The 15,980-nt window shown below is 54.1% G+C and carries 13 protein-coding genes; 9 read left to right on the top strand and 4 right to left on the bottom strand.

Annotated features, from left to right (window positions below):
* Window positions 1-208 precede the first annotated feature (208 nt).
* The 8 genes from mreB to tldD all read left to right on the top strand — a co-directional run bounded on the left by mreB (window position 209) and on the right by tldD (window position 11,073).
* Window positions 209-1,252, top strand: coding sequence for a rod shape-determining protein MreB (gene mreB, locus IFO68_RS10625; RefSeq protein WP_027253728.1), 1,044 nt, complete (start codon window positions 209-211; stop codon window positions 1,250-1,252).
* Window positions 1,253-1,292: 40 nt separating this feature from the next.
* Window positions 1,293-2,156: a rod shape-determining protein MreC gene (gene mreC / locus IFO68_RS10620; protein ID WP_027253727.1), complete on the top strand. Its 864-nt coding sequence runs from the start codon at window positions 1,293-1,295 to the stop codon at window positions 2,154-2,156.
* Window positions 2,149-2,637, top strand: coding sequence for a rod shape-determining protein MreD (gene mreD, locus IFO68_RS10615; RefSeq protein WP_192015860.1), 489 nt, complete (start codon window positions 2,149-2,151; stop codon window positions 2,635-2,637). Before mreC ends, mreD begins: the two co-directional genes overlap by 8 nt.
* 86 nt (window positions 2,638-2,723) lie before the next feature.
* Window positions 2,724-3,290, top strand: a complete 567-nt coding sequence (locus tag IFO68_RS10610) for a Maf family protein (RefSeq protein WP_192015859.1) — start codon at window positions 2,724-2,726, stop codon at window positions 3,288-3,290.
* 16 nt (window positions 3,291-3,306) lie between these two features.
* Window positions 3,307-4,776: a ribonuclease G gene (gene rng, locus IFO68_RS10605; protein ID WP_192015858.1), complete on the top strand. Its 1,470-nt coding sequence runs from the start codon at window positions 3,307-3,309 to the stop codon at window positions 4,774-4,776.
* 25 nt (window positions 4,777-4,801) lie between these two features.
* Window positions 4,802-8,710: a YhdP family protein gene (locus IFO68_RS10600; RefSeq protein WP_336510270.1), complete on the top strand. Its 3,909-nt coding sequence runs from the start codon at window positions 4,802-4,804 to the stop codon at window positions 8,708-8,710.
* Between the two features lie 82 nt (window positions 8,711-8,792).
* On the top strand, window positions 8,793-9,623 hold the full coding sequence (locus IFO68_RS10595; protein WP_192015856.1) for a carbon-nitrogen hydrolase family protein: 831 nt from the start codon (window positions 8,793-8,795) through the stop codon (window positions 9,621-9,623).
* 4 nt (window positions 9,624-9,627) lie between these two features.
* Window positions 9,628-11,073 (top strand): metalloprotease TldD, encoded by a 1,446-nt coding sequence (gene tldD, locus IFO68_RS10590; protein WP_192015855.1) that lies wholly within the window; start codon window positions 9,628-9,630, stop codon window positions 11,071-11,073.
* A gap of 70 nt (window positions 11,074-11,143) precedes the next feature.
* Here the strand turns inward: tldD and yjgA are convergent, their stop codons facing one another.
* Window positions 11,144-11,668, bottom strand: coding sequence for a ribosome biogenesis factor YjgA (yjgA, locus tag IFO68_RS10585; protein WP_192015854.1), 525 nt, complete (start codon window positions 11,666-11,668; stop codon window positions 11,144-11,146).
* 117 nt (window positions 11,669-11,785) lie between these two features.
* Here yjgA and pmbA point away from each other — a divergent pair, with 117 nt between their 5' ends.
* Window positions 11,786-13,129, top strand: a complete 1,344-nt coding sequence (gene pmbA, locus IFO68_RS10580; protein ID WP_192015853.1) for a metalloprotease PmbA — start codon at window positions 11,786-11,788, stop codon at window positions 13,127-13,129.
* Between the two features lie 63 nt (window positions 13,130-13,192).
* Here pmbA and mgtE read toward each other — a convergent pair whose 3' ends face one another.
* The 3 genes from mgtE to rapZ form a co-directional block, all read right to left on the bottom strand.
* Window positions 13,193-14,551 (bottom strand): magnesium transporter, encoded by a 1,359-nt coding sequence (gene mgtE, locus IFO68_RS10575; protein ID WP_192015852.1) that lies wholly within the window; start codon window positions 14,549-14,551, stop codon window positions 13,193-13,195.
* Window positions 14,552-14,832: 281 nt separating this feature from the next.
* Window positions 14,833-15,108, bottom strand: coding sequence for an HPr family phosphocarrier protein (locus IFO68_RS10570; RefSeq protein ID WP_192015851.1), 276 nt, complete (start codon window positions 15,106-15,108; stop codon window positions 14,833-14,835).
* A 2-nt stretch (window positions 15,109-15,110) separates the two neighbouring features.
* Window positions 15,111-15,974 (bottom strand): RNase adapter RapZ, encoded by an 864-nt coding sequence (rapZ, locus tag IFO68_RS10565; RefSeq protein ID WP_192015850.1) that lies wholly within the window; start codon window positions 15,972-15,974, stop codon window positions 15,111-15,113.
* Window positions 15,975-15,980: the final 6 nt, after the last annotated feature.

Raw genomic sequence — 15,980 nt, 5'->3', positions numbered from 1 at the left:
CTTTATATTTGTCTGGTATGTCTCAGGGGCATGCTAATGAGCGGGCAGCCCACAATTCGAAGCAAAAGCACACACGAAAGCGTAACAATCCCTAAAAATGAGGATCTGTGGCAGGTTTGACAAAGCTTATCTTGTCTCGCTACCTGCCACTTGATACATTTAGGCGCAATTTTTACGAAATTTGAGCTTGCAGGATTAGCCGAAAACTATGTTTAAAAAACTTCGTGGCATGTTTTCCAATGACCTGTCCATTGACCTGGGTACTGCCAATACCCTGATTTATGTCAAAGGGCAGGGTATCGTACTTGATGAACCTTCAGTGGTCGCCATTCGCCAGGATCGTGCGGGTGCCACTAAAAGTGTCGCGGCCGTTGGCCACGAAGCAAAACAAATGCTGGGGCGTACGCCTGGTAATATCGCTGCTATCCGCCCGATGAAAGACGGTGTGATTGCAGATTTTTATGTCACAGAGAAAATGCTGCAGCATTTTATCAAGCAAGTGCACGACAACAGTGTACTGCGTCCAAGCCCACGTGTGCTGGTAGCTGTGCCTTGTGGTTCTACTCAGGTTGAGCGTCGTGCTATCCGTGAATCGGCACAAGGTGCCGGTGCCCGTGAAGTGTACCTGATTGATGAACCTATGGCGGCGGCTATTGGTGCCGGTCTGCCGGTGTCTGAAGCGACAGGCTCCATGGTGATCGATATTGGTGGTGGTACCACTGAAGTTGCCGTTATCTCTCTCAATGGTGTGGTGTATTCCTCTTCCGTGCGTATCGGTGGTGACCGTTTTGATGAAGCGATCATCAATTATGTCCGTCGTAACTACGGCAGCCTGATTGGTGAAGCAACCGCTGAGCGCATCAAACACGAGATAGGTTCTGCTTATCCGGGTGATGAAGTGCGTGAAATCGAAGTGCGCGGCCGTAACCTGGCTGAAGGTGTGCCACGCAGCTTTACTCTGAATTCCAATGAGATTCTTGAAGCCCTGCAAGAGCCGCTGACAGGTATTGTGTCTGCTGTGATGGTGGCGCTGGAACAGTGTCCGCCGGAACTGGCTTCGGATATCTCAGAGCGCGGTATGGTACTGACAGGTGGTGGTGCATTGCTGCGTGATCTGGACCGTTTACTGACCGAAGAAACCGGTATCCCTGTGGTTGTTGCTGAAGATCCGCTGACCTGTGTGGCTCGCGGTGGCGGTAAAGCGCTGGAAATGATCGATATGCACGGTGGCGATTTATTCAGCGAAGAGTAATGTCTACCCCGGCAAACATCCAAACAGGTCATAGTGTTACATGAAACCTATCTTTGGCAGAGGCCCTTCTCTGCAATTGCGCCTGTTTCTTGCCATGTTACTGTCGGCCGGCCTTATGCTGGCCGACAGCCGTCTTGATGCTTTCGCCCAGGTCCGGTATGTCCTTAACTCTGCGGTTGCCCCTTTGCAATACGCAGCGAACCTTCCGCGTGAAATTCTGGATGGTCTTTTCAGTCAGCTGAGTTCTCATCAGCGATTACTGGCAGAAAACAAAGCGCTTAAGCGCGACCTTCTGGTACTGCAAAGCGATGTGCTGCTACTTGACCAGTTGCAGCAGGAGAACCAGCGCCTTCGTGAGCTGCTGGGCTCACCTTTTGTGCGTGACGAACGTAAAATGGTGGCTGAAGTGATGGCTGTCGACTCCGACCCATACAGTCATCAGGTCATGATAGATAAAGGCCGGGTAGACGGTGTGTATGAAGGTCAGCCGGTGATCAATGACAAAGGTATCGTCGGTCAGATCTCCTATGTCGGCGCACACAACAGCCGGGTGCTGCTGCTGATTGATCCCACCCATGCGATTCCGGTGCAAGTGGTGCGCAACGACATCCGGGTAATTGCCTCAGGCAGTGGCGAGCAGGATCAGATTCAGCTCGAACACGTCCCCAGCAGTACCGATATCAAAGTGGGCGATTTACTGGTGACATCCGGTCTGGGTGGCCGCTATCCGGAAGGATACCCGGTCGGTAGGGTGACAGAGTTTTCGTTCGATAATAAGCGCCCGTTTGCGCAAATCAAAGCCTTGCCAACGGTGCAGTTTGACCGCTTGCGTTATTTACTGCTGGTCTGGCCGACAGACAGAGAAAGGCATACCGTCACCACAGGAGATCCGGTCAATGGTTGATAGTCGAGCCAATGGCATTGTGCTGATCTGGTTGTCGTTTGTGGTTGCACTGATGCTGCAGGCCGCTCCCTGGCCCGGACAGCTGGAAGCTTTCCGTCCGTCCTGGGTTATGTTGGTGGCATTTTATTGGGTGCTGGCGTTGCCACACCGGGTGAATGTCGGCACGGCATTGGTACTGGGACTGATCTGGGATCTGTTACTGGGTTCCACTCTGGGTATTCGCGGTCTGACCATGTCAGTGCTGTGCTATATAGTGGCCCTGAACTTTCAGGTGATGCGCAATTTATCCTTATGGCAGCAGGCCATGATAGTCGCCTTGCTGTCGCTGGCCGGCAAGCTGGTGGAGTTCTGGGCAGAATACCTGGTGGTCGAGATTGAATTTGATCCCACCCGGTTGTGGGCCGTATTACTCAACTTCCTCCTCTGGCCTTGGTTGTTCCTGTTTTTGCGGCGCATTCGCCGTAAGTTCTCAATACGTTAGGGGACATCAGTCCCCTTCGATAGCACTGTGTGATACGGTTCGCATGACAAGCCCCCAGTGCTATCGTCTTTCTAGGTAAGATCAAGATGACAACACTGTATCTGGCATCCGGTTCACCCCGTCGTAAAGAACTGCTCTCTCAACTCGGTTACACTTTCGATATCCTGTCGCTCGACGTCGAAGAACAGCATCAGGCACGAGAAACCCCGGAAGCCTATGTTCAGCGTCTGTCGCTGGACAAAGCCATGGCAGGGGTGAGGGTAACTGACGGACAGACGCCGGTACTCGGTTCAGACACTATAGTGGTAGTAGACGGACAGATTCTTGAAAAGCCGAGGGATTTCGCGCACAGCCGTGAGATGCTCATGTTATTATCCGGACGAAGCCATCAGGTCATGACGGCTGTCACTGTTGCCACGCAAGCGCGTCAGCGGACAGAGCTGGTTGTAACGGATGTCTGGTTCCGGTCTCTGACCGGTCAGGATATTCAGGACTACTGGCAAAGCGGTGAACCCAAAGACAAAGCCGGCAGTTATGCCATTCAGGGGATTGGCGGGAAATTCATTGCCCGTATTGAAGGGAGTTACCATGCAGTTGTCGGCTTGCCGCTGCTGGAAACCGATGCGCTGATCCGAGAATTTATAGCCAATTAAATTAACAGAGGCATCCATGAGTACCGAGCTGCTTATCAATGTGACACCCAGTGAAACCCGCGTGGCGATGATTGAAGGGGGCAACCTCCAGGAAATCCATATTGAGCGTGAATCCAAGCGTGGCATTGTTGGCAATATTTATAAAGGGAAAGTGAGCCGTGTACTGCCTGGCATGCAGGCAGCTTTTGTGGATATCGGGCTGGATAAAGCGGCCTTTCTTCATGCCTCCGATATTGTTCCCCATACCGAGTGCGTGGCCGAAAATGAGAAACAGCAGTTTCAGGTAAGGGATATTTCAGAACTGGTGCGCCAGGGGCAGGATCTGGTGGTGCAGGTGGTGAAAGATCCGCTGGGAACCAAAGGCGCCCGCCTGACGACGGATGTTACCCTGCCATCCCGCTACCTGGTTTTCATGCCCGGTGCCAGCCATGTTGGCGTATCGCAGCGGATTGAAAGTGAACGCGAGCGTGAACGCCTGAAAAACCTGGTAACCAAGCATTGTGATGAATTGGGCGGATTTATTATCCGCACCGCTGCGGAAGGGGCGTCATCGGCCGAAGTAGCGCAGGATGCTGCATTTCTAAAGCATTTATGGCGAAAAGTGCTGGAACGTCGTGGAAAATACAAGAGTAAGTCGATGCTGTACGGAGAGCTTGGTCTGGCGCAGCGTATTCTGCGCGATTTCGTCGGCACTGAATTGGATTCTATTTACGTCGATTCCCGCCTAGCTTTCGAGAATTTAAAAGAATTTACCGACGAGTTCGTGCCAGAACTGAGCAATAAGCTGGTTCGCTACACAGGCGATCAGCCGATTTTCGATCTGTACGATACGGAAAATGAAATTCAGCGTTCGCTGGATCGCAAAGTGGAGCTGAAATCCGGCGGTTATCTGATTATCGATCAGACTGAAGCCATGACAACGGTCGATATCAATACCGGTGCTTTTGTTGGCCGCCGTAATCTGGAAGAGACCATCTTCAATACCAATATTGAAGCCACCAAAGCGATTGCCCGCCAGTTACGCCTGCGCAACCTTGGCGGGATTATCATTATTGATTTTATCGATATGGCCTCTGAAGAGCACAGGCGCCGGGTGCTGACGGCACTGGAGCAGGCGTTGTCTTACGACAGGGTGAAAACCAATATCAACGGCTTTACCCAGCTTGGGCTGGTGGAAATGACCCGTAAACGGACCCGTGAAAGTATTGAACATGTACTGTGCGGGACTTGTCCAACCTGTGAAGGGCGCGGGACGGTGAAAACGGTCGACAGTGTCTGCTATGAAATTCTGCGTGAGATTACCCGTGTCAACCGGGCTTATGATGCCGATCGCTTTGTCGCTTATGTTTCCCCTGCGGTGGCTGAGACACTGGCCGGCGAGGAATACCATGCGCTGGCTGAACTGGAAGTCTTCATCGGTAAGCAGGTTGAAGTCAAAATCGAACCTTTGTATAACCAAGAACAGTTTGACGTCGTAATGATGTAAACCCTGAGGCAATGGCGTGTTATCTGTGCTGATAAATCTGACCCGCGTTCTGAAATGGACGTTGCTCACTCTGCTGGTCATCGGCGCAGTGTTAATTACCTCGTTGCGCTTACTGCTGCCGCAATTGAATGATTACCGCGCTTCGATTACGCAATGGCTCTCGGCGCAAGCCAATATGCAGATCAGCGTCGAGCTGGTTGAGGGGCGCTGGCATAATCTTGGCCCGGTTATGGCGCTGCACGGTGTCAGTATCGGTCAGAGCAGTAAGGATATGGTGCAGGTCGGCGAGATCGACTTTGACGTTGATTTGTGGCGTTCTGTACTTAACCTCAAGCCGGTTTTTCGTGATATCAGACTGACCGGACTCACGCTGGATCTCACCCAGTTTCCGGCCAGTAACCGTCCTGCTGAGGCAGATAACCCCCTGGATGTTAACCGACTGGAACAGCTGTTGTTTGTTCAGCTGGGAACATTCTCCCTTCATGATGCGACCCTAGTAGTGAGCTCGCCTGCAGGTCACCGTCAGCCGGTGGCGGTGACAGAACTGAAATGGGATCGTCAGGGTGACATGCACCTGGCTGAAGGTATTGTCAGTATTCCCGGTACCGATCTCAATCAGCTCAATGTGATGGCGAATCTGTCTGCCACACGCGGATTGCCGCATTTATCCGGCACTATTTATGCGCGGGCGAAAAACCTGTCAATGACCCCCTGGCTCAACCAGTCTGTGCTGGGCGGGGAAAAAATCACCGACAGCCAGCTGAATGCGGAAGCTTGGCTGACTCTCGACAATGGTCAGCTCAGTAACAGTAAAGTCCGTTTTCTGGACTCCTATGTACGCTGGCAGGAAAACGGGCGCAAACACGAGCTGGCATTGCTGCGTGGCATGCTGTCCCTGATCCCTGAGCAGCGAGAAGCCAGCAGCGGATGGCGACTGGATAGCCATAAACTTGTACTGGCGACAGATCAGAAAGCCTGGCCGCGTCTTGATTTCTCCGCTAACTGGCAGGCACCGCAGCAAAAGGATCAGGCTGTGCCTGAGCCGGTATCACCGCAAGACACTGTGTCCCAGGGTCATTGGCAGCTGGCTGTCAGCAGTGTTGATCTGGCCAGACTGGCACCGTTAGCCAGTTTGCTGCCGGAAGACAACACAGGCCGACAAGCCATTGAATCACTTCAGCCAGCCGGTTTGGTACGCGATCTCCGTTTGGCCGGTCAGGGACTGGCGCTCCCTCGTTTTTCATTTGAACTGGATGGGGTCTCGAACAGGCAGTGGATGTATCTGCCAGCCTTTGCATCTTTGCATGCCAATATTGCCGGTGACGGGCAGCAGGGTGAGATAACGCTCAATGTCGGCAAGCAAACCCTGGACTATGACAAGGTCTTCCAGGCACCGATGGAGATTGAGCAGGCCGATGTCCGTGGCTATTGGAAATTGGACCGCCAGGGATGGCGTGTGTGGAGCGATGAGCTGTCGCTAATCACACCGCACCTGAGTGCGAACGGACAGTTCCGGCTTGATTTCCCGAAAGCGGCTCCTTCCTGGCTGTCTTTTTACGGCGAAACCAAAGTCAAAGATGCTGGCGCAGCCTGGCGTTATTTGCCTCGCCCGGCGCTGGGGCAGGAGCTGACGGATTATCTTTCCTCCGCCATTCGTGGCGGGCAGTCTGATCATGCTCAGTTACTGTGGTTTGGCGATCTGCCTGCATTTCCTTATGCCAGCCATGACGGAAATTTTGAAATCAGCGTACCGCTGAAGCATGGACGTTTCAGTTTCGATACCGCCTGGCCTGAGCTGACCGAGATTGATTTGAACCTGGGTTTTCGCAATGATCGCATGCTGATCAATGCCAGCCATGCCAAGACCAAAGACGCTGTGGCTGATCGGGTCGTCGGCGATGCCTGGCTGCACCCGGATGGCCACCTGAAACTGGCCATTGATGTCAGTGCAGAAGGCGAGCAGGTCCGCGACTATATGATGGCAACGCCACTGGTGGACTCGGTCGGGGCGGCGCTGTCGGCGGTGAATGTTGACGGACCTGTGACCGCGAAGCTGCAGTTGGACATTCCCTTTAGTGGCGGCGAGGTGAAAGCGCAGGGAGAGGCCAGTCTTGACAGTAACCGGGTGACTATCGAAAGCCTGTCGCTGCCTCTTACCCAGGTAAAAGGCACCATTCATTTTGATAATGACCAGATAACGGCGGACGGCGTAACCGGCTACTGGCTCGGCCAGCCCCTGACCGTCAGCTTTGACGGCGAGAACGGCGAAGCCGGTTACCGGGTCAATGTGGATCTGGCCGGGTTCTGGCAGGTTGCCTCGCTGCAGCAGCGCTTGCAGGATCCGCTGCTGGCCAGACTGCACGGCAGTGCCAAGTGGCAGGGTAATGTCGGGGTGGTAATGCATGATACCGGACTGAAATATCAGGTCTTTATTCAAGCGCCGTTAGCTGCTATCCGCAGTGAGCTGCCTTATCCGTTGGTTTTTACACCACAAAGTCCCACCAGTGCGGTGCTGACGGCTTCCGGCAATACTTCCCGGCTGGAAGCCAGCCTCACGGTGCCGGATGCTCAGTACCGGGCTGAGATTGCCTTGCAGTCACAACCGCGGATTGTACGCAGCGAACTGACAGTCGGCCTGGCCGAACGACGCAAACTGCCGGCAAAAGGCCACGGGATTCGTATTCAGGCCAATAGCATTGATGCCGACGCATGGGACAGCCTGGTACAAGAGATCATTGACAAGCAGCGGAACAGACCGGCAGCACAAACCGGTATTGAACTGCCATTACCCACGCGGATCAATGCCAGCATCCAGCAGCTTAAGCTGGCTGGGCTCAACTGGCACAATCTGGACTTGGCGGTACGCAAGCAGCCATCGCAGTGGCATGCGGTACTCGGCAGCCGCGAAGTCAGCGGCGAGCTTTTCTGGCCCGACTATAAGCCTCTGACGGTGAACCTGGAGCAGCTTCACCTCAATTTACCGGAAGATAAAAAGCCGCTGGAAACCCTGTCGGCTGAGCATAGGTATGTGCCGCAGCGAGCTATTCCACCTGTCACGGATTTTGACCGTAACATGATGGCTTACCTGCCGCAGATGAATGTCAAGGTTAAAGACTTGTGGCTGCAGGGATACCGGCTGGGCGCATTAAGTGGTCGGTTGCGACGCGATGCCCAAACGCTGATTCTGGAAGAGCTGCAGCTGGATTCCGGCACGACGTCGCTGAGTCTGGATGGCCACTGGACTATGAATCAGTACCAGAATGAAACACAGGTTGCCTTTGATATCGCCGGTGAGGACAGCTCTGAGCTGATGGGGCGGCTGGGGATCTCCGGCGGGATCCAGGATGCCCGCTTTACCAGCTACGCCTCGATTCAGTGGCAGGGGGCGCCATGGTCGATGCACCGTGAAACCCTGACCGGTGAACTCAAAACCGAAACCGGCAAAGGGGTGATCCGTGATGTAGGCGGTGCCGGCCGGATTCTGGGGTTATTCAGTCTCGATTCTATCATGCGCAAGATGCAACTCGACTTTACCGGGGTGTTTGATGACGGGCTGGCTTTTGACTACATCAAAGGGTCCGGGCGGATCGAAAATGGCCGCTTTGAAACGGACGATGTGGAAATGAAAGCACTGGCGGGCGATATGTACATTCAGGGAAGTGCTAATCTGGTTAATGAGACAGTGAATGCCAGAGTGAAATTTATTCCTGATCTGACATCCGGTATCCCGGTGCTGACAGCGTTTGCTGTCGCACCGCAGACGGCCATTGTCGTGTTTGCCATTTCGACCGCCCTGTCGCCTGTGGTGGATGTTTTTACCCAGATTAACTATGTCGTCAGCGGCCCGATAGAGTCACCCACAGTGACAGAACAGTCGCGCTTTACCGGTGAGTTTAAGGTCCCTGCCGCCCTGAAGCAGCAGGTTGAGCAATAATAAGCAAGGTGTTTCCGGCTTTGCCTGAGTGGTGAAGCTGAGGTAATAATAACAAGAAAATCAATTTGTAATGGAGTGCGTGATGGCTAGAGTGGGTGTAGTACAGATGAATTCCGGGCCTGATCCTGAACTGAATCTGCAACAGCTGAAAAAGAAGTTGAAGGGGCTGCAACTGCAGGGAGCGAAACTGATCGTCACTCCTGAAAACTGCCTGATTTTCGGTACACGTGCTGACTACGAACAACATGCCGAACCGCTGGGAGAGGGTGTGCTGCAACGCCAGCTCGCCGCACTGTCCCGCCAGCTGGGCATCTGGTTACTGATAGGATCTATGCCTATCCGGCGTGAAGACGGCAGCATGTCGACCACCGCCTTGCTGTTCGACGATCAGGGCCAGTTGCAGGCCCATTACGATAAATTGCACATGTTCGATGTTGAAGTCGCCGATCGTCACCACAGCTATCGCGAGTCAGACACCTTCCGGCCGGGAGAGGCGGTTAAGGTGGTGGAAACACCTTTCGGCAACATTGGACTGTCGATCTGTTATGATGTCCGCTTCCCACAGCTGTACAGTGCATTGCGGGCACAGGGGGCCGATATCATAGTGGTGCCGGCAGCGTTTACCAAAGTTACCGGCAAAGCACACTGGGATATTCTGCTGCGCGCACGCGCCATTGAAACCCAGTGCTGGATTGTCGCTGCCGCGCAGTGGGGTGAGCATAACCAGGGGCGGGAAACCTGGGGCCACTCGATGATTATCGATTCCTGGGGACAAGTCGTCGCCTGCCAGGAGCAGGGTACAGGTGTGATCACCGCAGATATCGATCTGGGTCTGAGCGCACAGATACGAATGAATATGCCATTGCTGCAACATAGCCGTTTTCAGGTGCAGCAGTGCAACACAGAAGAGTAAGGCAATGATGCTGGAAACCGTAGAACAGACCATGCTGGCCCAATCCGGGCTTGAGCGTGACGATCTCAGCCAGATTCTGGGGCTGATGGCCGCCCGGGACGTAGATTATGGCGATATTTATTTTCAGTCCAGCTGGCACGAATCACTGGTACTGGAAGACAGTATCATCAAAGACGGCTCCTTTAATATCGACCGTGGTGTGGGCGTTCGTGCGGTATCCGGTGAGAAAACCGGTTTTGCCTACTCAGATCAAATCAGTAAGCTGGCACTGACTCAGAGTGCCAAAGCGGCGCGCGGTATTGCCCGCAGTGGCGGCTCTGGTAAGGTACAGGCCTTTGCCTCATCGCCGGTAAAGCCGGTTTATGCCGGGGTCAATCCGCTGGAGAGCCTGGAGCGCCAGGAAAAAATTGCCCTGCTGCAGGAAGTGGATGCCTATATCCGTGCCAAAGAGCCCCTGGTGAAAGAAGTCTCTGTCAGTATTAACGGTGTCTATGAGCAGGTGCTGGTCGCCGCGATAGACGGCACCTATGCGGCAGATATTCGTCCCTTGGTGCGTTTTTCTGTCAGCGTGCTGATCGAGAAGAACGGCAAACGCGAAAGCGGCAGTGCGGGCGGCGGTGGCCGGTTCGGTTATCAGTACTTTATGACTGAAAACGACGGCAAGTCAGTCGCCTTGCAATATGCTGACGAAGCCTTGCGCCAGGCACTGGTCAACATAGATGCCGATCCGGCTCCTGCCGGTACTATGCCAGTGGTACTCGGTGCAGGCTGGCCGGGCGTCTTGCTGCATGAAGCCGTTGGTCATGGTCTGGAAGGCGATTTCAACCGCAAGGGATCTTCTATGTTCTCGGGCCAGATGGGGCAGCAGGTGACCTCAAGCCTGTGTACCATAGTGGATGACGGTACTCTGGCAGATCGGCGCGGCTCGCTGAGCATTGATGATGAAGGCACCCAGGGCCAGTACAATGTGCTGGTGGAAGGCGGCAAGCTCAAAGGCTACATGCAAGATAAGCTCAATGCCCGCCTGATGGGTGTAGCGCCAACCGGTAATGGCCGTCGTGAGTCTTATGCGCACCTGCCTATGCCCCGTATGACCAATACTTACATGCTGCCGGGCGAACATACGCCGGAAGAGATCATCGCCAGTGTTGAGAACGGGATCTACGCCCCGAATTTTGGCGGCGGTCAGGTCGACATTACGTCCGGTAAATTTGTGTTCTCAGCGTCGGAAGCTTACCTGATCGAAAAGGGTAAAATTACCCGTCCGATTAAAGGTGCGACTTTAATCGGCAGCGGCATTGAAGCGATGCAGAAAGTCTCTATGGTGGGTAACGATCTGGAACTTGACCGTGGGGTGGGCGTCTGCGGCAAAGCTGGGCAAAGCGTACCTGTTGGTGTCGGGCAGCCAACCCTGAAGCTGGCGTCGATGACAGTCGGCGGCACTCAGTAAGTGCATCTGTGCTGACTGAGGCCAATAAAAATGCCAGCGTTTGCTGGCATTTTTGATCATTGAGCGCTGATCAGTCTTTGATGTAGAGCGCTTTCAGTACCTGAAAGATTTCGCGGTAGGCTTTGGCCGGCTTGTTGGCGGCTTTTTCTTTAACGGCCATGCGCACCAGCTGACGCAGTTGCTGGCGGTCAGCATCCGGATGGGCCTCCATCACTTCATTGATCACGCTATCGCCGTCATCAATCATGCGGTCACGTAAAGACTCCAGCTTGTGCAGCTGAGCCGTTACCTGGGCATGTTTATTATTCAGCTTGTCCAGTGCAGCCTGAATCGGTTCTAGCTCAATGTTGCGCATCTGTTTACCGATAAACTGCAGCTGGCGGCGGTAAGCTTCCTGCTTAAATCGCTGGGCGTCTTTGATTGCCATACGAAGCTCGTCGCTCAGCGGGATTTTCGCTAATGCACCGGGTTTGAGCTTGACCAGCTCTTCGCCCAGCTTTTGCAGGGCTTCCATGTCACGTTTCATCTCGGATTTACTCACCCAGATGATTTCTTCTTCCTCTTCCCATGGGGCTTTTTTATTTTTACGGCTCATATCAGGCTCATGACAGACTTCAATGTCTCTATTTTATCAGTTTCAAGTTGAATTTGGGCGCATTTTAATTGCCTTGAGTGTTATCCTTAGGGGAAACCGTGTAAATAAAGTATGACTATGGATGTGAAACAACAAGTCGCCCAGCAGCGTAGCGAGCTGGAACAGGCGGTCGCCCGTGCTCTTGAGCTTGCCGGCCAGCAGGCTGATGCTGCCGAAGTGGCGATTAATAAATCCACAGGGATCAGTGTCTCTACCCACTTGTGTGAGGTTGAGAATGTCGAATTTAACAGCGATGGTGCGATGGGGATTACCGTCTACCGCGGCCAGCGCAAGGGCAGTGCGTCAACTTCAGATTTGAGTGAAGCGGCGATTGCACAAACCGTGGCAGCGGCGCTGGAAATCGCACGCCATACCTCGGAAGATCCCTACGGTGGGCCGGGACCGGCTGAGCTGATGGCCAAAAACATCCCGGATCTGGATCTTTTCTACCCGGATGAACCTGAGCCGGATCATGCCGCTTCTATCGCGATTGCCGCCGAGCAGGCTGCGCTGGATGCTGACAGCCGTATCAAGCAGAGTGACGGTGCCAGCTACGACAGTCACTATGGTATCCGGGTATATGGTAATACGCACGGTATGCTGGCCAGCTACCCGAGTAGTCGCCACAGTATCAGCTGTTGCGTGATTGCCGAGGGCAAGAATGGCGACATGGAGCGCGACTACAGTTATACCCTGGCCCGGCGTACCAGCGACTTGTGGACGCCTGAGAAAGTCGGTCAGCTGGCGGCAGAACGGACTGTCAGCCGGATTGACCCGCAGAAGCTATCTACCCGTCAGGCTCCTGTGATGTTTGCCTCTGATGTTGCGACCGGCCTGTTCGGCCATCTGGTGATGGGGATCAGCGGGTCGAATTTATACCGTAAGTCGACTTTCCTGCTGGATATGCTTGATGAGCAGATCTTTCCGTCCTGGCTTAACATCAGCGAGCGTCCGCACCTGCTGCGCGGCCTGGCCAGTACACCATTTGACAGCGAAGGTCTGGCAACCCATGACAGGGAAATCATTCAGGACGGGGTACTGAAAACCTATCTGATGACCAGTTATGCTGCCCGTAAGCTGGGGCGTCAACCAACCGGCCATGCCGGTGGTATCCACAACTGGCAGGTATCCAGTACCGGTGAAGATTTCAATGCCATGCTGCGCAAACTGGGTACCGGGTTCCTGGTCACAGAGCTGATGGGGCAGGGCGTGAATATCGTGACCGGTGATTACTCCCGCGGTGCTGCCGGTTTCTGGGTTGAAAATGGCGTGATCCAATACCCGGTCAGTGAGGTAACCATTGCCGGAAATCTGAAAGACATGATGGCAAACATAGTGGCTATCGGGACAGACACTGAAACCCGCAGCCAGATTCAGACCGGCTCCATGCTGCTGGAATCGATGAAAATTGCCGGTGAGTAATCGCAGGCTCTGAGTAATAAGAAAAGGTCTGGCTCGTGCCAGACCTTTTTTGTTTGTGCCTCATCAGGTGAGAAATACAGTCGCCAAGCCGAGAAACACAGACAGGCCGATGATATCGGTAATGGTCGTTAACGCCATGCCGCCCGCGAGCGCCGGGTCGACATTGAGTTTCTTCAAAATAATAGGCACCCCGACCCCCGCGATACCGGCGATCAGCAGGTTGGTCAGCATAGCACCGGCGATAATCGCGCCGAGCATCAGGTTGCCTTTCCACAGAACCACCACGCCACCAATGATCCCGGCCCACAAGAGGCCATTTATTAAGCCTACCCGGGCTTCTTTGCTGAGCAGCCAGCGGGTGTTGGAATCGCCGATATGACCGACCGCCAGACCGCGAATCACCAGTGCCACAGTCTGGTTGCCGGCAACCCCGCCCATGGAGGGCACTATCGTCATCAGAACGGCGATGGCGGCCATTTTATCGAGCGTGTCTTCAAACATGTTGGAGACAGAGGCGGCGGCCAGCGCGGCCAGGACATTCACACCCAGCCAGATGCTGCGCCGGCGGGCGGATTTCATGACAGGCGCAAAGGTGTCTTCATCGTCGTCCATACCGGCCATACTCATCATGGAGTGTTCGGCATCTTCCCGGATTATATCGACCACATCATCAATGGTGATCCGGCCAACCAGCTGGTTGCCGGCATCGACCACAGGCGCCGAGAGCCAGTTACGGCGCTCAAACAGATTGGCCACTTCACTGTCGTCCATCTCGACATTGATGGCTTCATCCGGATCGTCCATCACCTCATGAATTTGTACGTCAGGCTGAGTGGTGATCAGCGTGGCCAGCGAAAGGTGGCCAATCAGTACATTGTGCTCGTCAACCACATAGAGCGTATCTGTGGCTTCAGGAAGCTCGCCCCGCATGCGCAGATAGCGCAGGACCACATCGGCGGTGACATCGCCGCGGATGGTCACGAAGTCGGTACTCATGATACCGCCAGCGCTTTCCTCCGGATAAGCCATCGCCAGCTCGACGCGATGGCGATCAGCGGCATCCATTTGTGCCAGTACTTCACGGAAACGGCTGTCAGGCAGGCTGCGCAGCACGTAAGCCACGTCATCACTTTCCATGCCTTCAGTGACGGCCGCCAGTTTTTCCGGCGCCATCATGGCCACGATACCGTCTTTTACATCTTCAGACAGTTCGTCGAGGATCTCACCCTGCTCCTCAGGATCGGTCAGTTGCCACAGCACCTGGCGCTCTTTCGGCGGGCAGGCTTCAAGCAGGTGGGCGATATCCTCAGGCTCCATATCCTGCAACATTCGCCGGACGTGAACGAACATCCCTCGATCCAGGGCCTGGTTAACCTGCTGCAGTGTCTGGTGGGTTTGATCTTGCTCGAAAATGTCCGCCATAGAGAGAACTACCTTGCTTCGTGAATACACCCAGCTCTGTTGCGACAGCGGCAGCCGGGAAATGGCGCAATAAGCTGAATATTAACGTAATAGCGCGGTCTTTGTCTCACTGGATCTGAGATCTTGCTAAGATTTCACTTGGCTGTAAGAAAGGGAGGCTGAGGTACAAAAACGGTGATTTATCGTCGGTTGCCGGGTGTTTTGTCGTTGATCGGGACGGATACAGGCAAGATAGGGGCAGATCCTTTCAGCAGGCTGACGATTGAGCACCCGGGCGGGTATCAGTTGTCTTCATCAAAACCGTTTTCGATCAGCGAGGCGACCGCTTCCAGTGCGACGCTGGCGTCGCCCCCTTCGGCGCTGACGATGATCTTCTGGCCTTGTGCAGACTCCAGCATCAATAATCCCATCACACTGTCGGCGGTTGCGGACTTGTCTTGGTTGGTGACAGTGATAATAGCGTCAAAACTCTGTGCCAGTTCGACCAGTTTAATTGCTGCCCTGGCATGCAGACCAAGGCGGTTTTTAATGAATAATTCTCGACTGACAGTATTCATGCTCAATGCTTCAGGTGACCTTGTTTTTCCAGGGTGCGGTGACGAATCTGAACCTGTTGTCCCCGCTGGCGGAAATAATCAGCCAGTTGCTGGGCAACGTACACAGAGCGGTGCTGACCGCCGGTACAGCCGATAGCAACAGTGACGTAACTGCGGTTGTTTTTTTCAAGCAAAGGCAGCCAGCTTTCAAGAAAGTGCCGGATCTGGTAAATCAGTTGGCTGACTTCATGGTGGCTCGCCAGGTAGTCCTGCACTTCAGTGTCAAGACCGGTTTGTGGTTTAAGCTCAGGTACCCAGTGGGGGTTGGGTAAGAAACGGACATCAAAAACGTAATCCGCATCGGTCGGCAAGCCATGTTTGAAGCCAAAGGACTCGAACACCATTACCAGTTCGCGGGCTTGGCGTCCCAGCACTCGTGCACGCACGGTTTCACTGAGATCATGGATAGACAGCTGAGTGGTGTCCAGTACCAGATCGGCGGCTTCTTTCAGATTTGCCAGCCAGGCGCTTTCGGCCTGAATTGCTTCTTCCAGGCTCATATTCTGCCGTGAGAGCGGATGCAATCGCCGGGTTTCGCTGTAGCGTTTGACCAGGGTGTTGTCATCGGCATCAAGAAACAGAAGGTTGACATCAGCCTGCTGACGGACGGCTTCGAGGGCTGAGCTGGTAATGTCATGATCGGCCGGCATGTTACGGACATCAACACTGACCGCCACTTTCTGGGTATGAGGATCCAGGGTTTGGATAAGATCAGAAAGCAGATGTACCGGTAGATTATCGACACAGTAATAGCCGAGATCTTCCAGTACCCTGAGCGCCACTGATTTACCTGAGCCTGAGCGGCCGCTGACTATCATCAATTTCATGACAAA

The sequence above is a fragment of the Photobacterium arenosum genome (assembly GCF_014841115.1).
Lineage (GTDB): Bacteria > Pseudomonadota > Gammaproteobacteria > Enterobacterales > Vibrionaceae > Photobacterium > Photobacterium arenosum.
The sequence above is the reverse complement of the archived record's forward strand: the minus strand, read 5'-3'. Positions and strand labels throughout refer to the sequence as shown.

What these genes read in the sequence shown, in the direction of transcription:
- mreB (WP_027253728.1), top strand. Translation starts at nt 209, where the DNA reads ATGTTTAAAAAACTTCGTGGCATGTTTTCCAATGACCTGTCCATTGAC.
- mreC (WP_027253727.1), top strand. Translation starts at nt 1,293, where the DNA reads ATGAAACCTATCTTTGGCAGAGGCCCTTCTCTGCAATTGCGCCTGTTT.
- mreD (WP_192015860.1), top strand. Translation starts at nt 2,149, where the DNA reads ATGGTTGATAGTCGAGCCAATGGCATTGTGCTGATCTGGTTGTCGTTT.
- IFO68_RS10610 (WP_192015859.1), top strand. Translation starts at nt 2,724, where the DNA reads ATGACAACACTGTATCTGGCATCCGGTTCACCCCGTCGTAAAGAACTG.
- rng (WP_192015858.1), top strand. Translation starts at nt 3,307, where the DNA reads ATGAGTACCGAGCTGCTTATCAATGTGACACCCAGTGAAACCCGCGTG.
- IFO68_RS10595 (WP_192015856.1), top strand. Translation starts at nt 8,793, where the DNA reads ATGGCTAGAGTGGGTGTAGTACAGATGAATTCCGGGCCTGATCCTGAA.
- tldD (WP_192015855.1), top strand. Translation starts at nt 9,628, where the DNA reads ATGATGCTGGAAACCGTAGAACAGACCATGCTGGCCCAATCCGGGCTT.
- yjgA (WP_192015854.1), bottom strand. Translation starts at nt 11,668, where the DNA reads ATGAGCCGTAAAAATAAAAAAGCCCCATGGGAAGAGGAAGAAGAAATC.
- pmbA (WP_192015853.1), top strand. Translation starts at nt 11,786, where the DNA reads ATGGATGTGAAACAACAAGTCGCCCAGCAGCGTAGCGAGCTGGAACAG.
- mgtE (WP_192015852.1), bottom strand. Translation starts at nt 14,551, where the DNA reads ATGGCGGACATTTTCGAGCAAGATCAAACCCACCAGACACTGCAGCAG.
- IFO68_RS10570 (WP_192015851.1), bottom strand. Translation starts at nt 15,108, where the DNA reads ATGAATACTGTCAGTCGAGAATTATTCATTAAAAACCGCCTTGGTCTG.
- rapZ (WP_192015850.1), bottom strand. Translation starts at nt 15,974, where the DNA reads ATGAAATTGATGATAGTCAGCGGCCGCTCAGGCTCAGGTAAATCAGTG.